Raw genomic sequence first — 15,477 nt, forward strand, 5'->3', positions numbered from 1 at the left:
TTATTTACACTCTTTGATACTCTTGTATTTTTTCTACAAAATATGCCGACAGCTTCTTGGCAGTCTGAGTGTTTAACGCCTCTGAATAAATATTTAATACAGGCAAGTGACCATCGGGCAAAATAAGCGTCCATTCATGGGGATCATGGTAAATCTTTAAGCCATCAATGACATACACTTGTTTACCGATTGCTTCTTCTAATAGTTTCTTCATCACTTGTTCTTGAATTTCTAGCGGACATGAAATATACCGCCAGTTCATATAAGCGTGGGGAACATATTGAATCATTTCAGAAATTTTCCGCTGTTGCACCATAATTAATTCGATCAGCTGACATAAAGCGTACATGGCATCTAACTGAAATTGAACGGGCCCCAAAAGACTAAGTAAATCACGTTTTTTTGCTTTTGTCCTCATAAATGATTGATTGAGAGATTGAGCAAATGTTTCTAGTGTGGATGAATAGTGTATAGGAATAGGAACGAATGCTACTTTTTTTGTCATGTATACGCTATAAATATAAAGCGACATAATTTCTGAGTCATTTACGCTGCAGCCTTTTTCATCATATAGAGCAAATGTTTCTCCATCTTCTTTAATCTGAATACAAAAAGACAGCTTATTTCGTTTAATTATTCGTTTGATTTCTTCTGTTTTCTCCCATTTGTTTAAAAATAAAACACGGACACGAAGACGCTTACATAATAGTTCGATAACTTCCTGTATAAACGGCGAACAAATCACGCCAATCCGCGTACTGTCTTCCAATAAAACATGCTGATTAATTGATTTTACTAAAGCATCACAATATTCTTCCCTGATATTTCCTATGCTTGTTTCTCTAAGTGAAACAGAAGTTGTTATGTTTGCTTGTTTAGCTTGAAGGTACATCCGCTCAATCTTTTTTTCAATAAGCTGATTAACTAATTGCCCTTTCTTGTCATATATTTCTAAAAAGAGGCCGCTGTTTTTGCTATCCACACCAATATAAATACCAATGCTCGCTTGTGAAGTCATCATGTAATATCGAAATACCGGAAGAGCTTCTTTTTTAATATCATACACAGCTGAATGATTACTCCGTAAAAAAGAAAAGCATTCTTTGCGAAGTTGAATGGCTTCTCCTTCATCATCGCTTGCTAGACAGAACGACCCTTGGTGTTTGCATACAAGCAATAACGCATTGTACAGTCTTGCTCGATCAACAGATGAATGTACATACAGGCGACCGTTTTTGAAGATAGAAACATCTGGTTTTACAGAAAGTTGAGGTAGTACTTGATTTTCAGCTACTGTATCTTGGACATACGTAGTCATTGCTTGAACATTTACATAGGGACCTATCGTAGCGTTGTATAAAAACGATTCTGCCCCCACCGTTACGTTTTGGAGCAAAATTGTTTTATCGATTGCAGCATGTGCTTCTATGATACTATTGGTTCCGATAATCGTGTAAGGACCAATTGAAGCACCTTTTCTAATCACCACATTTTCTCCTACGTAAACCGGATCGTAAATAGTCACCCCTTCTTCTATAAGCGCGTCATCTGAGACAATACTTTCCTGTCTATTGCCAAACCACTTCCTCCACAAATCATAGTGTGCTTGACGATAATGGTGGATTTGCCCAATATCAATCCAATAATCTTCCGTTACAAAACTGCACACAGTATGATTATATTCCAAAAGAAGCGGGATAATGTCAAAGCTAAAATCTGTAGGACCATAAGAATTCACGTAATCAAGAACGGATTTTTTGATCACATACACTCCCGTATTAATCAATCGGCTATTGGCCTGTTCGTAGGTCGGTTTCTCTACAAATCCCGTGACTCGATGCCCTTCATCTATTGTCACCACTCCATAACCCCGCACGTCGTTTACTTCTTTTGTAACAATGGTCATTTCGCTTTTTTGTTCATAATGAAAATGAATAACGTCTTGAAGATTAATTTCTGTTAAGGCATCTCCACTAATAATAATACAGTCTTCCTCAATAAAGGCCTCTGCTCGCTTAATTCCGCCCGCTGTTCCAAGAGGCTCTTTTTCGATAAAATAAGTAAGCGTCACTCCCCACTGAGAGCCATCCCCGAAGTATTCAATAATTTGTTCATGCCTATACTGCAGCGTAATCCCAATCTCTGTAATTCCATGTTTCTTAAGCAGTTCAATGCTATATTCCATCACAGGTTTATCGTAAAGCGGCAGCATAGGCTTTGGAATCGTATAGGTCAAGGGCTGCAGTCTTGTTCCTTTACCGCCAGCAAGTATAATGGCTTTCAATTTTTTGCCTCCCTTCTTTTTTTATCCTGGCAAATTTGATGTTGAAACAGCTTACTTGTATCAATAGCGATTTTTTCCCAGCTAAACATAGTTGTTGCTTTTCTATACCCATTTTCGCTGATTTTTGCAGCCGTTTTTTCATTTTTTAACAAAAATTCAATACAGTTGATTAATTCGAACGTATCTCCTCGGGCAAACGTCAGGCCCGTGTCGAAATGTGAAACAATATCGCTTAGACCTCCTGTATCGGCAACGATAGTTGGCTTCTTGGCTACCATCCCCTCTAAAGCCACAATTCCAAAAGGTTCATATAAACTTGGAAAAACAACCATTTTGCAAGCTTGAAGAAGCTGATTTCGTTCGTTATCGGTAATGTATCCAATAAAATACACGTATTTTTCTAGTTGCTTTTCACTTACCTGTGTTCGAAACTCATGAAGTAAAGGCCCTTTTCCTGCTACAACGAATTGAACATCTATTTGTTTTTTCTTAAATAGTTCCGCTGCTTCAATAAATAGCTGAAAGCCTTTTTCATATACAATTCGTCCAATTGAAAAAATAATAGGGGCCTTTCTAAAATTATATTTCTTTTGTAAACTTTCTTTTAACCGCTCATTTACTGCGTCGACTACCAGCTGCTTGTCAATTCCATTTGGAAATATAGCAATTTTATCTTGCTCTACTTGAAATAAAGTGATTAATTCCTTCTTCATATAGTCGCTGCAGACAATGATTGAGCTTGATTGTCGAATCAGCTCCTCTTCTTGCAAGTGAATTTTTTGCTGCATGTCATTATGAATACCATTATTGCGCCCATGTTCTGTCGCATGAATGGTCGTAATTAGCGGTCTATCCGTTTTATCTGCTAAACATTTTGCAGCGGAGGCAACAAGCCAGTCATGAGCATGAATAACGTCAAAAGACAGCTTGTAGCCTAACTGCAGTCCTCTAAGAGCCATAGCCACGTTCAAACTGTTTACCCATGTCAAAAAATCCGGGTGATGAGGCTGCAGGCTTTTAACTCGGTAAACGTGAACACCGTATAAACGCTCATATTCCGGCAGCCCCTCTACATAAGTTGTTAATACACTAACGTGATGGCCCGCCTTTGCTAACGCTCTGGATAAATCAAATACATGTCGTGCAAGTCCTCCGATAACTAGAGGAGGGAATTCCCATGCAAGCATTAAAATGGAGAGACCGCCTTTATATTGATTTACTGATAAAGCCGCCGGCTCTATCTCTTTTGCAGGGGATAAAAAAGAACTTCCTGAAAGAAAACTGTTTTCGCTATCCATCCTTGGGTTCTCTTCGTGACAAAGAAAATCAAATAGTTTTACTTGCCTTTCGTATTCACCTTTGACTTTTTCAAAATTATAAAGCCAATCGCTGCTACTTAAAAGGAGCCACTGTCGGTAGATAGCATTCACCACGCTAGGATGTTTAGAATCGATAACATCTAGCATCGCCTCTGACTTCTGTACGGTTGAAATAAACAATTGATTGTTCTCACTGACAAATTCAGCGCTTTTTGTTGCATCGTAGAGTGCAAGAGTTTCGTTTTGATGAAACTCTATATCCCTCGCGTAATCTAAAGGATATTGAAATATACCGCTTGCTGCTTGCATTCGCTGAAAGCCAAGCGTGTCCTTAGCCTTCAAATCCAAAAAAACGCTCGCTTTATTGATTGTTCCTTCCTCAACTTGTTTTCCTTGCTTAGGATATGGAAACAAGATAATGCCAGCAGGCGACTTTTTTAGTTCATCTGTTGATGACTTCACAAAGGTATAGCGCATTTCATGAGATTTTAGGAGCATATCTACTTGATGAGTATACTCTCCTTGCTGTATAAAAAAACCGACGGGCTTTTTTTCAAAAAACTGTTGAAAAACACGTATTGCTTCTGTAATTTGGAGATTTAATGTTTGTTCGGTTTTAAGGGTGGAAACGAACGCGTTCGTTACGGTAGTAGGAATACACTCCATCATGTCATGCTGAAAAAAATATTTGCAGGCTGAGAACAAGCTCCCGTTCCACTTTTTTAAAAAGGTGAGTGCTCTCTGATGCTGCCGGCTTGAAAACTGGTGTAAATATTGAGCGTAACGAGTATTAAACTCCTCGTTGTTTAATGCGTTCAAAAACACACAAGACATCACAGCTGTTGCACCTATCAATTTCTTAGACTCAATTTGATCTAAAAAAGGGATGAACTCGTTCGTTACTTGTTCAAACAGCAGATACTCACTCTCTGTTTGAAGTACATGTAGCAACGGACAATGCATATAAGTTAAAAGAATACAGTCATCACTATTCATATTGCTTCTTCACCTGCTCCAAGTCATTTGAATATAAGGAATATGTGCTAAATTCATTTTGAACACCCTGGTGAACTTTTACAGGTTCGTACATCCAGCCTAACGAAGTTACATTCACTTGTTCATATTTTTCTTTCATCAAATAAACTGGATTCGAACGAAGAAGGGAAAAAAAACTTCCTTCTTTATCTTGAATACCAATATCTATTACATACGTGCGCTCACTTTCCAAGCTGTTCATAAACATGAAGTCTTGCTTAGGAGTAAGACCCTTCATATAATAGCGGTTTGATTCATGGCCGTTAAAATGAAGACCTGTTATATCATACGTACACATAGCTAGATTCAATTCTTCCCACCGTGTCGAAAACATACTTTCTACCATCTCTCGAATATGATCAGAAAACGACCAGTGAACATAAATACGAGATGAGTCAAGCTGAGTAGCTATACACACATTTAAGTTTTGAATAAGATTAGCAGCCACTGTTTTATCACTTCGTTTCTTAGAATGTTTTTTCTACATATAAATGCCGTATAAACTTATTAACATCTTACCATTCAGAAAAAGTTGCCACAATAAACGCAATTTGTCGATTTGTGTTAAAAATTCAGGTTAACATAGTAATTATAATTTACTAACAAAAAAACCTCTTCGCTTATTAGAAGAGGTTTTTCTACTATTCGTTTAAGTCGTAGCGTTTGCCTTTTACAAGGTAAAATACGCTTTCTGCTACGTTAGTGGTATGATCAGCCATACGCTCTAAATAGCGGGCTACAAATAAAAGCTGCGTAATTTGGTTCATAGCCTCCTGCTTTTCTTTAGCAAGACTTAAAAGTTCTTTGATTGTTATTCCGTAGAGCTCATCCACTTGATCGTCCATTTCCGCTACTTTTTTAGCCAGCACAAGATCTTCCTCGTGATAAGCTTTTAACGAAAGGCTCAACATTTCAATCGAAATATCGTGCATTTTCTTTACGTGTTCTAACGGCTTAATTAATTCTTCGTTTCCAATTCGTATAGCTGATTTTGCTACGTTAACCGCAAAATCTGCCATACGCTCAACATCCGAAGCAATTTTAATTGCCACAATGATACGTCTTAAATCGATAGCCACCGGCTGCTGCTTTGCGATCAGTAAGATAGCTAGGTCATTAATTTCTTCTTCTAAGTCATCCACGTATGAATCGCCGTCGATAATTTCTAGCGCCAGCTCAACGTTGCTTGTTTGCAGCGCTTCAATTGATTTTGATAGCGCCTCATGCGTTAAGCGCCCTATTTCTAATAATTTTTCACGTAATATCTTTAAATCACCATGAAACTTTTCGCGTACAACCACTCATCCCATCTCCTTGTATGTCTTAACCAAAACGACCTGTAATATAATCTTCTGTGCGTTTATCAGATGGCATTGAGAAGATTTTATCTGTTTCTGCGTACTCTACCACTTCTCCATTTAAGAAAAATGCTGTTTTATCTGAAATACGTGCCGCTTGCTGCATATTATGGGTAACAATAATAATGCTGAAGTCTTTCTTTAATTCTTGTACTAACTCTTCTACTTTTAATGTTGAAATTGGATCAAGCGCAGAAGTAGGCTCATCCATTAAAATAACGTCAGGTTCAATTGCCAAGCATCGCGCAATACAGATACGCTGCTGTTGTCCACCTGACAACCCATTTGCATTTTGATTCAAACGATCTTTAACTTCGTCCCAAATAGCTGCTCCTCGTAAACTTTTTTCAACAATTTCATCTAGTTTTTTCTTGTTGCGAACACCATGAATTCTTGGACCGTACGCAATATTATCATAAATAGATTTCGGGAACGGATTTGGCTTTTGGAAAACCATTCCTACTTGCGTGCGCAGCTCTTCCACGTGGTACGATTTATCAAAAATATTTTTCCCTCTATACTCAATCTCACCTGATGTACGGACAATTGGAGTCATTTCTACCATACGATTTAACGTTTTAATATATGTTGATTTTCCACAGCCTGATGGACCGATAATCGCGGTAACTTCGTTAGCATGAATGTCTAAATCAATATTTTTTAAGGCATGTGTGTTGCCATACCATAAATTCAAACCTTTTGTTTTATATACAATTTCTTTTGTTTGCGGAGTATCTACTTTTTCTTTGTTAGTCAATTCCATTGTTATTGCCATTGGATAATCCTCCTTCATCGTCTTTAACCGTTTTGAGCACAATAAAAGTCTCTCTATGTCTATTTAATATCTATTGTTTACTATCAGTGTAAATAAATACGAGAAGCCGAAACGCTTCCCCTTATTTTGATCATTTCTATTAACCCTTACACTTACAGAATAATAGCCGACTATTAATTGTGTTTTAACTCAATGTAAAGCTTTTGTAAACGAAGGTCTATCTGCGTGTTTTTTAGGTAAAAAACTAGTTCTTACGACCCTTAAATTCAATAAAAAACCATATATGTAAAGATTTCTAACAAAAAAGAAGAGGTAGAGACATAACTAAATTAATTCAATCTAAAGATGGGTGGATTGGATTAATAAGCCAGTATGAATTACTTCCGATACCGCTGTTGATTTTCGTTTCACGGGCGGCCAGTGAGTCTCCTCATCGCTTCGCTTTTCCTGCAGAAGTCTTCACCTTGCCCTCCAATCAACCGCCAAAAGCACCTACATACACGAAATCTACTTTCATCCTATAAATAAAAAATCCGAACAAAGTTGATTCTTAATCAACTTTGTTCGGATCTTACTTCAACTAATATGCTTTTGTCCCAGCCTCTTTAATTGGCGTCGTTTGCAATGACAGCCTGTTGGTTCTCTTCTTGATCTTTTACTTCTTGTTCACCTTTTTTCTTTAAATCAAAATACGTATCGAGCGCAGAACGAGCAAGCTCTTTTGTAATGGTATTTGGTGCACTTGGCACAAATGCCGATGGTACCACCACAGCTACTGCAATTTCAGGATTATCTGCCGGAGCAAAGGCCACAAAGTTTGAATTATTAACTTTAATAGGGTCCCCTCCGCTAGGGTTTTTCTCATAGGCTTGTGCCGTTCCTGATTTACCAGCAGGATTATAGTTCGCTGTATGGAAAGCTGCATACCCTGTACCGCCTTGTTCTTGCGTAACGCGCTTAAAGCCACTTTGAACATCTTTAATGTATTCTTCTTTCATCGTGATACGATTTAACACATCAGGCTCAAATGAATGCTGCGTAACGCCAATTTCATCGGTTTTAATCGTTGGTTTTCGGATTTCTTTTACTAGCTGCGGCTTAATGCGATACCCTCCATTAGCTATTGCAGAAGTATATTGAACAAGCTGCAGCGGCGTGTACGTATCATACTGACCAATGCCTAAATCAAGCGCCGTTCCTGGAACATCGCTTCCACCTTGGACACCTGTTGATTCGTTATCAAGGTCTATACCTGTTGATACGCCTAAGCCGAACTGACTGTAGTAAGAACGCAGTTCGCTGAATGTATCAGGTTTAATCGGTAAAGTCATGTTTTTATGATACTGTAACCCAGCCATAGCCATTACCGTTTTAAACATAAATACGTTGGATGAATATTTTAACGCAGATGAATACGTTAAGGGTCCTAACCCTTCAGCCTCAGCTGATTTTTTAACCGGTGTTCCTTTAATTTTTAACGGTTCATCAACGAACACTGTGTTTGGCTTAATAGCTCCTGAATCTAAGCCGGCTAAAACCGTTGCTCCTTTTACAACAGAGCCCATTGTATAAGATGTTGAAATATTCCCCAATGCAAAATCTTCTATTTTAGGCGCTCCAGTCTTCTTATCAATGGTGTATTTTTTACCTGCCATTGTTAAAATTTCTCCTGTGTGAGGATCCATCATAATAACAAAAGCACGGTCTAAAAATTGCGTTCCTTTCATTTGCTTTTTGGCTAAAAGCTGGTCCGTAATTTGTTTTTCTACCGCTTTTTGAAGCTCCATATCAATAGTTAAAACCAAATCACTGCCGCGTTCACCTTTAGACACTTGAATTGTATCAAGGAGATTTCCTTTTTTATCTGTTACATATTGGACTTTTTCTTTTTGACCGCTGAGCTGAGCTTCGTATTGCTTCTCTAAATAGCTCGTCCCAACTTGGTCATTTCGGCTATAGCCTCTTGACAAGTAATACTGTACTTTATCTTTAGGCAGCCCTTCGTTGGCAGATGATACATTTCCAAGCAAAGTACGAAGAGTACTGTTTTCTGGGTATGAGCGATCCCAATACGTTGTTGTATCAACACCTGGAAGTTCATCTAAGTGCTCACTTACAACGGCATACTCTTCATTTGTCACACCGCTCTTAACAATTTGCGGGGTGTTAGAGTAACCTGCCTCCATTTGGCGCTTAATAGCGAGAACTTCTAAATCACTCTTTAGACTTTCTAAATCTTTTTTAGAGATGCGGTCTAACTGACGTTGATACAGTTCGTCATCAGTCATTTCACCATCTTGAACTTTTTTGCGATCAGCTTGCGTAATTTTCTGTTCCGCTTCTTTAGGGTGAAGCATAATCCAATAATCCTTCATATCGCGTTCTGTAATTTTTACCACATTTTTAGCATCTTTATTCTTTTTATTTTCCGGAATATCAATCACATTTGTGGTGTAAGGAACATCGATCATAGTGGATAACTTTTTAGCGATGCGCAGCCTTTCTTCAGCTGTATTTCCTTGAAAACGAGTATATGTAATCGTATTTAAAGAGGTATTATCTACAATTACGCGGTTATAACGATCGTACATTTTCCCTCGAGGAACAGGCGTACTGACCGTAACGTCCTGTGTTTTTTCGACTTCTCGTTCGTAATTCTCACCGTATACAATTTGAACAAGTCCCAACCGCAAAATTAATACGGAAAATAGGACAAATACGGTCAAGAAAAGTAAGTTCACACGAAAAGGCACGTGACTTTTTCTTCTTTTTTTCTTTTTCATACCAACACCTACACTTTATAAAACATATATACCATAACACCATAAAATCAGCCATTTAGCAAATAAATAGACACCTGGCAGGTGCCTATTTACACAACGTATTTATTCTAAAAGAAAAGCGAAGCATTTTCCATAGTGCAAATGAAGGAGCTGACAACACTCTAAGCTGGAGACTCTCCGTCTCCTTCATTTAATACCGGAGGAGTAACAGTGGTTTCTTTTTTGTGCAGAGGCTGTGAGATATGTCTTACACAAAAATAAATGATCGTATGCCCTGCTCCAACAATAGCTAATAAAATGGGAATACTTTTTGCTTCATCAAAAAACAGTACAGCTATTAAAAATAAAGATATGGAAACGACGCGCCCGATATTCAGAAATACTTCTCTGACAACAATGTATTCAATTCTTTTTGAAACAACGTCTTTTGCTCGTCCAATCACATCGTACGTTAGAGAAATGAATGGAACCAATAAAATAGGATAGGCAACGGCAATACAAACAGCATATATAATTAACTTTGGATACGATAAGTTAAAGATAAGCAAAAAGACCGCTCCATAGAGAAGGAGGCCCCCTGTGAAGATAAACCGAAGGCGATTTTTTTGCTTAATAAACCTTGAGGCAACATAGTATCCTACAAATGCAACCGCTGAATTCACCAGTCCATATGTTCCTAAAGCTAATTCACTTCCCGTCGTAATAAATACCATGACGGATACAACAAAAATGAACGTACCTTCACGCAACCCTTGAAAGAAATGAGCCTGCAATATTCGATTCCAGTCTTTATTGACTTTTCGTTCAGCCCATACTTCTTTAAATTTGTATACTCCTTCCGCTGCGCGTCTTGTAATAAAAAAACTAAGTACAACGGCACCGATAAACAATAGCAGCGATACACCAAACACAATTTTATACCCAAGTGATTCATACAAAGCGGAAATAACAAAGCCAGCTCCTAAAGGACCAATCATCCCTGCAAAAGAGTTTAAGATCCCTAAAAATCCGTTAAAAAAGTCTCTTGTATCAGGTTCTGTAATTTCAAAAGTTAGCACATTAAAAGCTAGCCAATAAAAGCCGTATCCTATACCCAGCAGTCCACCAAGCAATACTAAATACTGGGCTGCGTTAGCTCCACTGACTAATACAGCGATATAAAAAACAGCTAAAAAAGATACACCTAACCTTAAAACCACAACCCGGTCAATTCGTTTGGCCCATTTACCTGCTAAAATAAACGTAAGCGGCTGAAGCACCACTACCGCTAAATTATAAATAGCAAGATCCGAAAATTCGCCTGATTGTTTCCACAGATAAATGTTAACAAACGAATTGGAAATTGAAATAGCCAAGGCATAAAGACCGCCTATAATTAAAAGCAAAAGTAAATCTTTACTAACTTCTACATCTCCAACTACTTTTTTTAATAAAGGCATATCAAAAAACTCCTTTTCTCTTCTACACCTAGTGTGTGAAAAAGAAAAGGAGATATGTAAAAGAATTGGAAAACAAAAAAGCCAGTAAAGGTAATAATTACTTTACTGGCTCTTAAATACGTCTTTAGCTTATTTTGCAGCGTCGTAACGCTTAGCAACTTCGTCCCATTTTACAACATTAAAGAATGCTGAAATGTAATCTGGACGGCGGTTTTGGTAATTTAAGTAGTAAGCGTGCTCCCAAACGTCTAGACCAAGAATTGGCGTTTTGCCTTCCATTAATGGGCTATCTTGGTTTGGTGTGCTTGTTACTTCTAATTCGCCGTTGTTTACAACTAACCAAGCCCAGCCAGAACCGAAGCGAGTTTTAGCTGCATTTGCAAATTCTTCTTTGAATTGATCAAAGCTGCCGAATTTGCTAGCGATAGCGTCTGCTAATTCACCAGTTGGAGCACCGCCGCCGTTAGGGCAAAGGATTGTCCAAAATAATGAGTGGTTCGCATGACCGCCACCGTTATTGCGTACTGCTGTACGGATATCTTCAGGAACAGCATCTAAGTTTGAAATTAACTCTTCAATACTTTTGCTTTCTAAATCCGCTTTGCCTTCAACAGCAGCGTTTAGATTTGTAACATATGTGTTGTGATGTTTTGTGTGGTGAATATTCATTGTTTCTTTGTCGATATGTGGTTCCAGTGCATCGTATGCATAAGGTAGTTCTGGTAATTTGTAAGCCATGAATAATTCCTCCTTCAAAATATGTAAGCATTTTGGCGCAAAAGCACCATATACGTTTAGATTAGCAAATTTACCCTACTGTTTCAAATAAAAAGTTCCTAATCCATGATTTATATTTACCTAATTCCCATTCGCTATTCTTTTAAACATAAAAAAAGCTTCTTTTTCTCAAAAGAAGCTTTGAATAGACAATAGTATGGCGGAGGAAGAGGGATTCGAACCCCCGCGGGCTTTAACACCCCTGTCGGTTTTCAAGACCGATCCCTTCAGCCGNATGTCTTATCCCCCCTTTTTCTAAAGGTAAAAGTGGGCGATCGTGGTCTATCTCCCAGTTGAATTCGCATAGATATAGTCCCTGGGCTTTAAAGCTTTTTACGTAAAAATTAGTATTCTGTTACTTTGTTAGTAATAGCTTATATAGTGAGTTTTGGATTTCAAAAAAAGATAAAATCAACTACGGAGCTGCTTAATAAAAAGAAATACTTAATAATATCAAGTAGCAAAGGGGCGTTTTAATACGATGTCAGTGTCCATAGGAATATGGATTGCTATGTTTGTTGCCATATTTGGGGGCACACTCCGGATATAGGTTAGATAAGAAAAGGAAAAAAGCAGAGAAAAAAAAGAGATCATACAGCACGATAGCAAACTGTATGATCTCTTTTTTCAGCCTTTTTTACATCTATTTAGACGAATAAGGTTTTATTTTTACACGCGGGTAGGCACTTTGCAAAGCTACATCATAGTTTAACTCTTACCTCCGTACCGTCAGTAGCTTTGACATCTACTAGTATCATTCCCTTATGTTTCTTCAGTTCCTTAACAATAGGCTTTAGCATGCTTTTATCTATTATCGGAAAAGTGAAATTCAGCCCTTTTCTTTTAAAATGTTCTTTTGTCCATTTATCCGCATGCTTCTGTATAAATTTTGAAAAAGCAACGCTAATAGCAATGTTTAAAAGAGCATATGGAACTGGAATGCTAAATCGAACATCTTTTGTTTTCACTTTTACATGAATCATAAGCAAACCATTATTCAATGATGACTGAAACGGTATCTCCGTTCGCCGATTTAATATCAACAATTTGGCCATCTAACTCGTTTTCGATTGCTTCAACAATCAGGTTTATATCTATATCTTTTACATATTTTTCTGATTGAGGAATACTTGCTGCGATGCTGTGTCCCGCCATTAATACCAGCTTGACAAGCTTGATCGGCAAATTAACCTTTACATTATCGTTTTCAGTTGACACAACTCGAATTTTCAACATTTTATCTAGATACGCATTCGGTTTCTTCAAAAGCTTATTTCCTGTTTCTTCTTTTTCCTTTAATACTTGTATCAGTTCTGATCCCTTTTCTGCATCAATTTTGCCTTCTTGAACCATTGTTAACACTTTTGTAATTTCCTCTTTCACAAAAATCCCCCCTATTCTTCTTTTAAGAGCTTGATGGCTTCTTCTGCTGTAATTTCACCATTTTCTAGCATAGACACAACTTTCTTCTCGTCTACTTCATTTTTCTTCTTTTCTAGATATCCAAGAGATGAAATGATGTCAGTAAGCTTGCCTCGGACGGTTGGATACGAAACTCCCAGTTCCTTTTCCACTTCTTTGATATTTCCTCTGCATGTTAAAAACACTTCTACAAAATGAAGCTGATCACTTGATAAGGATGCCAGCTTAGATAATTCAAACTCATTTTCAATCGTCGTGTGACAATGTCTGCACTGCAGCTTTGTGATTTTTAACGTTTCACTGCAGACAGGACAATTTGTAAGTACTTTATAAGCCATAATCAAATCCCCTTCTTTTAGTTAATTTGATTATATAACAAATGTTCAATGTTAAAAACAATAAAATTAAATAATTTTAACGAATAAATTAAAAATATAAATTCTCGTTTAAATAATATTAATTGACTCTTTTAAAGCACAAGCAATGGGATCTCGAATACTTCTAATCTAAAAAAAGTAAAAAAGATAAAAATATGTTTATTTATGGAATAATATGTTGTAAAATACGTTCGGTACTACAAAATTATTCCTGGTACCAAAGAGGGGGGTTTTTATGAAAGAGCGTATTACAAATGAAGCAATTTTTTTAATTCAACAAAAAGGACTTTCTTTTACTATTAGCGATTTAGCTAAGAACTTAGGAACTAGCAAACGAACCATGTACCAACATTTTAGCTCCAAAGACGACATCATTGACTCGATAGTTGAAAATCTTATCCTACAGATCAAGAACAAAGAAGAAGAAATCTTCCACGATGAAAGGCTAAGTTTACTTGAAAAGATTACCCAAATCCTTATATGTGTTCCTGAAGAGTTTAGTACAATGGACATTCGCGTATTAGCAGATTTAAAACGGCTTCACTATAATCAATGGGTTGAGATAGATGACTTTTTAAAGCAAGAGTGGGATCTTGTGGTAAAACTGATGGAAGAAGGAATAGAAACAGGCGTTCTACGTGAAATTAATTCACAACTATTTATAGAGCTATACCTGGGTGCAATCAATCAAATTTATCAGCCAAGCTTCTCTCTAAAATCTAACTTAACAATGAGTGAAATATTAAAATCTGTTATTGATATTCTTTTGAATGGCATTTCTATAAGAAAATAAGGTGGCGAAAAGATTTGCATTGGATCTATCTATGTTTAGCTATTCTTTTTGAAGTGGCTGGTACTACATCCATGAAATTATCAGAAGGTTTTACTAAAGTTATACCAAGTGTGTTGCTCATATTCTTTTATATTTGTAGTTTGTGTTTTTTGACATTAACGTTAAAAAGCTTAGAAGTTTCAATTGCCTATGCTATTTGGTCAGGTATGGGGATTATACTTATTACGCTAATTGGATTTATGTACTTTGATGAAAGTGTAAGCCTACTAAAGATTGTTGCTATAGCTCTCATTATTATCGGCGTAGTAACATTAAATATGACCAATGAAAAAGAAGCTCACATTAGTAAATCCACTTTAGAAGAACACACGAGGTAAAAAGATGAAATATTTAAAACCTTTTTTTCTTGTTACAGATATCGGATTTATTATCTATTGGATTGTTACTTACTTTGAATTGATACCCAAAGCTATAGCATTCAAAGATTATGATAACCCCATAGTCATAGCTTGGAACTGGTCGTTCTTCCCTCTAGATATTCTTGTTTCATTCACTGGATTGTTTAGCCTATATTTATACAGGCTGTATAGAGAATCATGGAAGAGTTATGCCTTAATTTCTCTAGTGCTAACATTTTGCTCAGGAATACAAGCTATTGCGTATTGGGCATTTATTAAAGATTTCGATCTCACATGGTGGGCTTTTAATTTGTATTTGATGATTTACCCTCTATTCTTTATAACATTACTTATAAAAGATAATGGCAATCAAAAAAGTAAACTTTTCATTTAATGAACGTTTTAAAATCAGTTTAAAGCAATAACTAAAGAATTATTAAAACCTCTTGAGAAGGGTTAAAAAATAAATAAGAAAATGGCTAATATCATCATCTTTTTTATGTGGTTTCTGTTCTTGTTCCTTCTATGGATCATCTTCTCTTTTTCTAAAGGCCAAGGTGGAGAATGATGGTCTATGTACCATTTGAACTCCCATAAATATGGTCCTTGGACTTTGGGAATTTCTTACCTAAAGATTAGTGTTGCTGGGGTTATTTCGTTAGTAATAGCCTGTATCGCGAGTTTTGGATTCAAAAGAAAGAAATAAGATCAACTGAG

At 36.8% G+C, this 15,477-nt stretch carries 14 protein-coding genes and 1 tRNA gene; 3 read left to right on the forward strand and 12 right to left on the reverse strand.

The annotated features are described in order from the left end of the window. Window positions 1–4 precede the first annotated feature (4 nt). The 12 genes from ACFX4W_RS11965 to ACFX4W_RS12020 form a co-directional block, all read right to left on the reverse strand. Complete coding sequence (locus ACFX4W_RS11965; RefSeq protein ID WP_043976221.1) at window positions 5–2,284, reverse strand: sugar phosphate nucleotidyltransferase; 2,280 nt, start codon at window positions 2,282–2,284, stop codon at window positions 5–7. Beyond that, entirely contained in the window at window positions 2,281–4,599 is a 2,319-nt protein-coding gene (locus ACFX4W_RS11970; protein ID WP_377559420.1) for a glycosyltransferase, read from the reverse strand. Before ACFX4W_RS11970 ends, ACFX4W_RS11965 begins: the two co-directional genes overlap by 4 nt. Further along, on the reverse strand, window positions 4,592–5,086 hold the full coding sequence (locus ACFX4W_RS11975) for a DUF4912 domain-containing protein (protein WP_043976217.1): 495 nt from the start codon (window positions 5,084–5,086) through the stop codon (window positions 4,592–4,594). Before ACFX4W_RS11975 ends, ACFX4W_RS11970 begins: the two co-directional genes overlap by 8 nt. A gap of 193 nt (window positions 5,087–5,279) precedes the next feature. Then, on the reverse strand, window positions 5,280–5,939 hold the full coding sequence (gene phoU, locus ACFX4W_RS11980; protein ID WP_013059193.1) for a phosphate signaling complex protein PhoU: 660 nt from the start codon (window positions 5,937–5,939) through the stop codon (window positions 5,280–5,282). A 22-nt stretch (window positions 5,940–5,961) separates the two neighbouring features. Continuing rightward, on the reverse strand, window positions 5,962–6,759 hold the full coding sequence (gene pstB / locus ACFX4W_RS11985) for a phosphate ABC transporter ATP-binding protein PstB (RefSeq protein WP_371264484.1): 798 nt from the start codon (window positions 6,757–6,759) through the stop codon (window positions 5,962–5,964). 617 nt (window positions 6,760–7,376) lie between these two features. Continuing rightward, a complete protein-coding gene (locus ACFX4W_RS11990) occupies window positions 7,377–9,554 on the reverse strand; it encodes a peptidoglycan D,D-transpeptidase FtsI family protein (RefSeq protein ID WP_377559421.1) in 2,178 nt (725 codons plus the stop codon). Window positions 9,555–9,715: 161 nt separating this feature from the next. Continuing rightward, window positions 9,716–10,993, reverse strand: coding sequence for an MFS transporter (locus ACFX4W_RS11995; protein ID WP_043976213.1), 1,278 nt, complete (start codon window positions 10,991–10,993; stop codon window positions 9,716–9,718). Between the two features lie 129 nt (window positions 10,994–11,122). Next, complete coding sequence (gene sodA, locus ACFX4W_RS12000) at window positions 11,123–11,731, reverse strand: superoxide dismutase SodA (RefSeq protein ID WP_013059198.1); 609 nt, start codon at window positions 11,729–11,731, stop codon at window positions 11,123–11,125. A 197-nt stretch (window positions 11,732–11,928) separates the two neighbouring features. Next, a tRNA-OTHER gene (locus tag ACFX4W_RS12005) sits at window positions 11,929–12,020 on the reverse strand. Between the two features lie 451 nt (window positions 12,021–12,471). Further along, the gene (locus ACFX4W_RS12010) at window positions 12,472–12,753 is read right to left on the reverse strand and encodes a hypothetical protein (protein WP_043978267.1); all 282 of its coding nucleotides are present in this window, start codon (window positions 12,751–12,753) and stop codon (window positions 12,472–12,474) included. 10 nt (window positions 12,754–12,763) lie between these two features. Next, window positions 12,764–13,153, reverse strand: a complete 390-nt coding sequence (locus tag ACFX4W_RS12015) for an SHOCT-like domain-containing protein (protein ID WP_043978240.1) — start codon at window positions 13,151–13,153, stop codon at window positions 12,764–12,766. A gap of 11 nt (window positions 13,154–13,164) precedes the next feature. Beyond that, window positions 13,165–13,530 (reverse strand): DUF2089 domain-containing protein, encoded by a 366-nt coding sequence (locus ACFX4W_RS12020; protein WP_043978238.1) that lies wholly within the window; start codon window positions 13,528–13,530, stop codon window positions 13,165–13,167. A 274-nt stretch (window positions 13,531–13,804) separates the two neighbouring features. Here ACFX4W_RS12020 and ACFX4W_RS12025 point away from each other — a divergent pair, with 274 nt between their 5' ends. The 3 genes from ACFX4W_RS12025 to ACFX4W_RS12035 are packed head-to-tail and all read left to right on the forward strand — an operon-like array spanning window position 13,805 to window position 15,154. Further along, the gene (locus tag ACFX4W_RS12025) at window positions 13,805–14,362 is read left to right on the forward strand and encodes a TetR/AcrR family transcriptional regulator (RefSeq protein ID WP_043978235.1); all 558 of its coding nucleotides are present in this window, start codon (window positions 13,805–13,807) and stop codon (window positions 14,360–14,362) included. 14 nt (window positions 14,363–14,376) lie between these two features. Continuing rightward, window positions 14,377–14,739 carry a DMT family transporter gene (locus tag ACFX4W_RS12030; protein ID WP_043978233.1) on the forward strand — a complete coding sequence of 121 codons (363 nt, stop codon included), beginning with the start codon at window positions 14,377–14,379 and terminating at the stop codon, window positions 14,737–14,739. Between the two features lie 4 nt (window positions 14,740–14,743). Further along, window positions 14,744–15,154, forward strand: a complete 411-nt coding sequence (locus tag ACFX4W_RS12035) for a DUF5360 family protein (protein WP_043978230.1) — start codon at window positions 14,744–14,746, stop codon at window positions 15,152–15,154. Window positions 15,155–15,477: the final 323 nt, after the last annotated feature.

The sequence above is a fragment of the Priestia sp. YIM B13489 genome (genome assembly GCF_042787645.1).
In the GTDB taxonomy this organism is placed as follows: domain Bacteria; phylum Bacillota; class Bacilli; order Bacillales; family Bacillaceae_H; genus Priestia; species Priestia megaterium.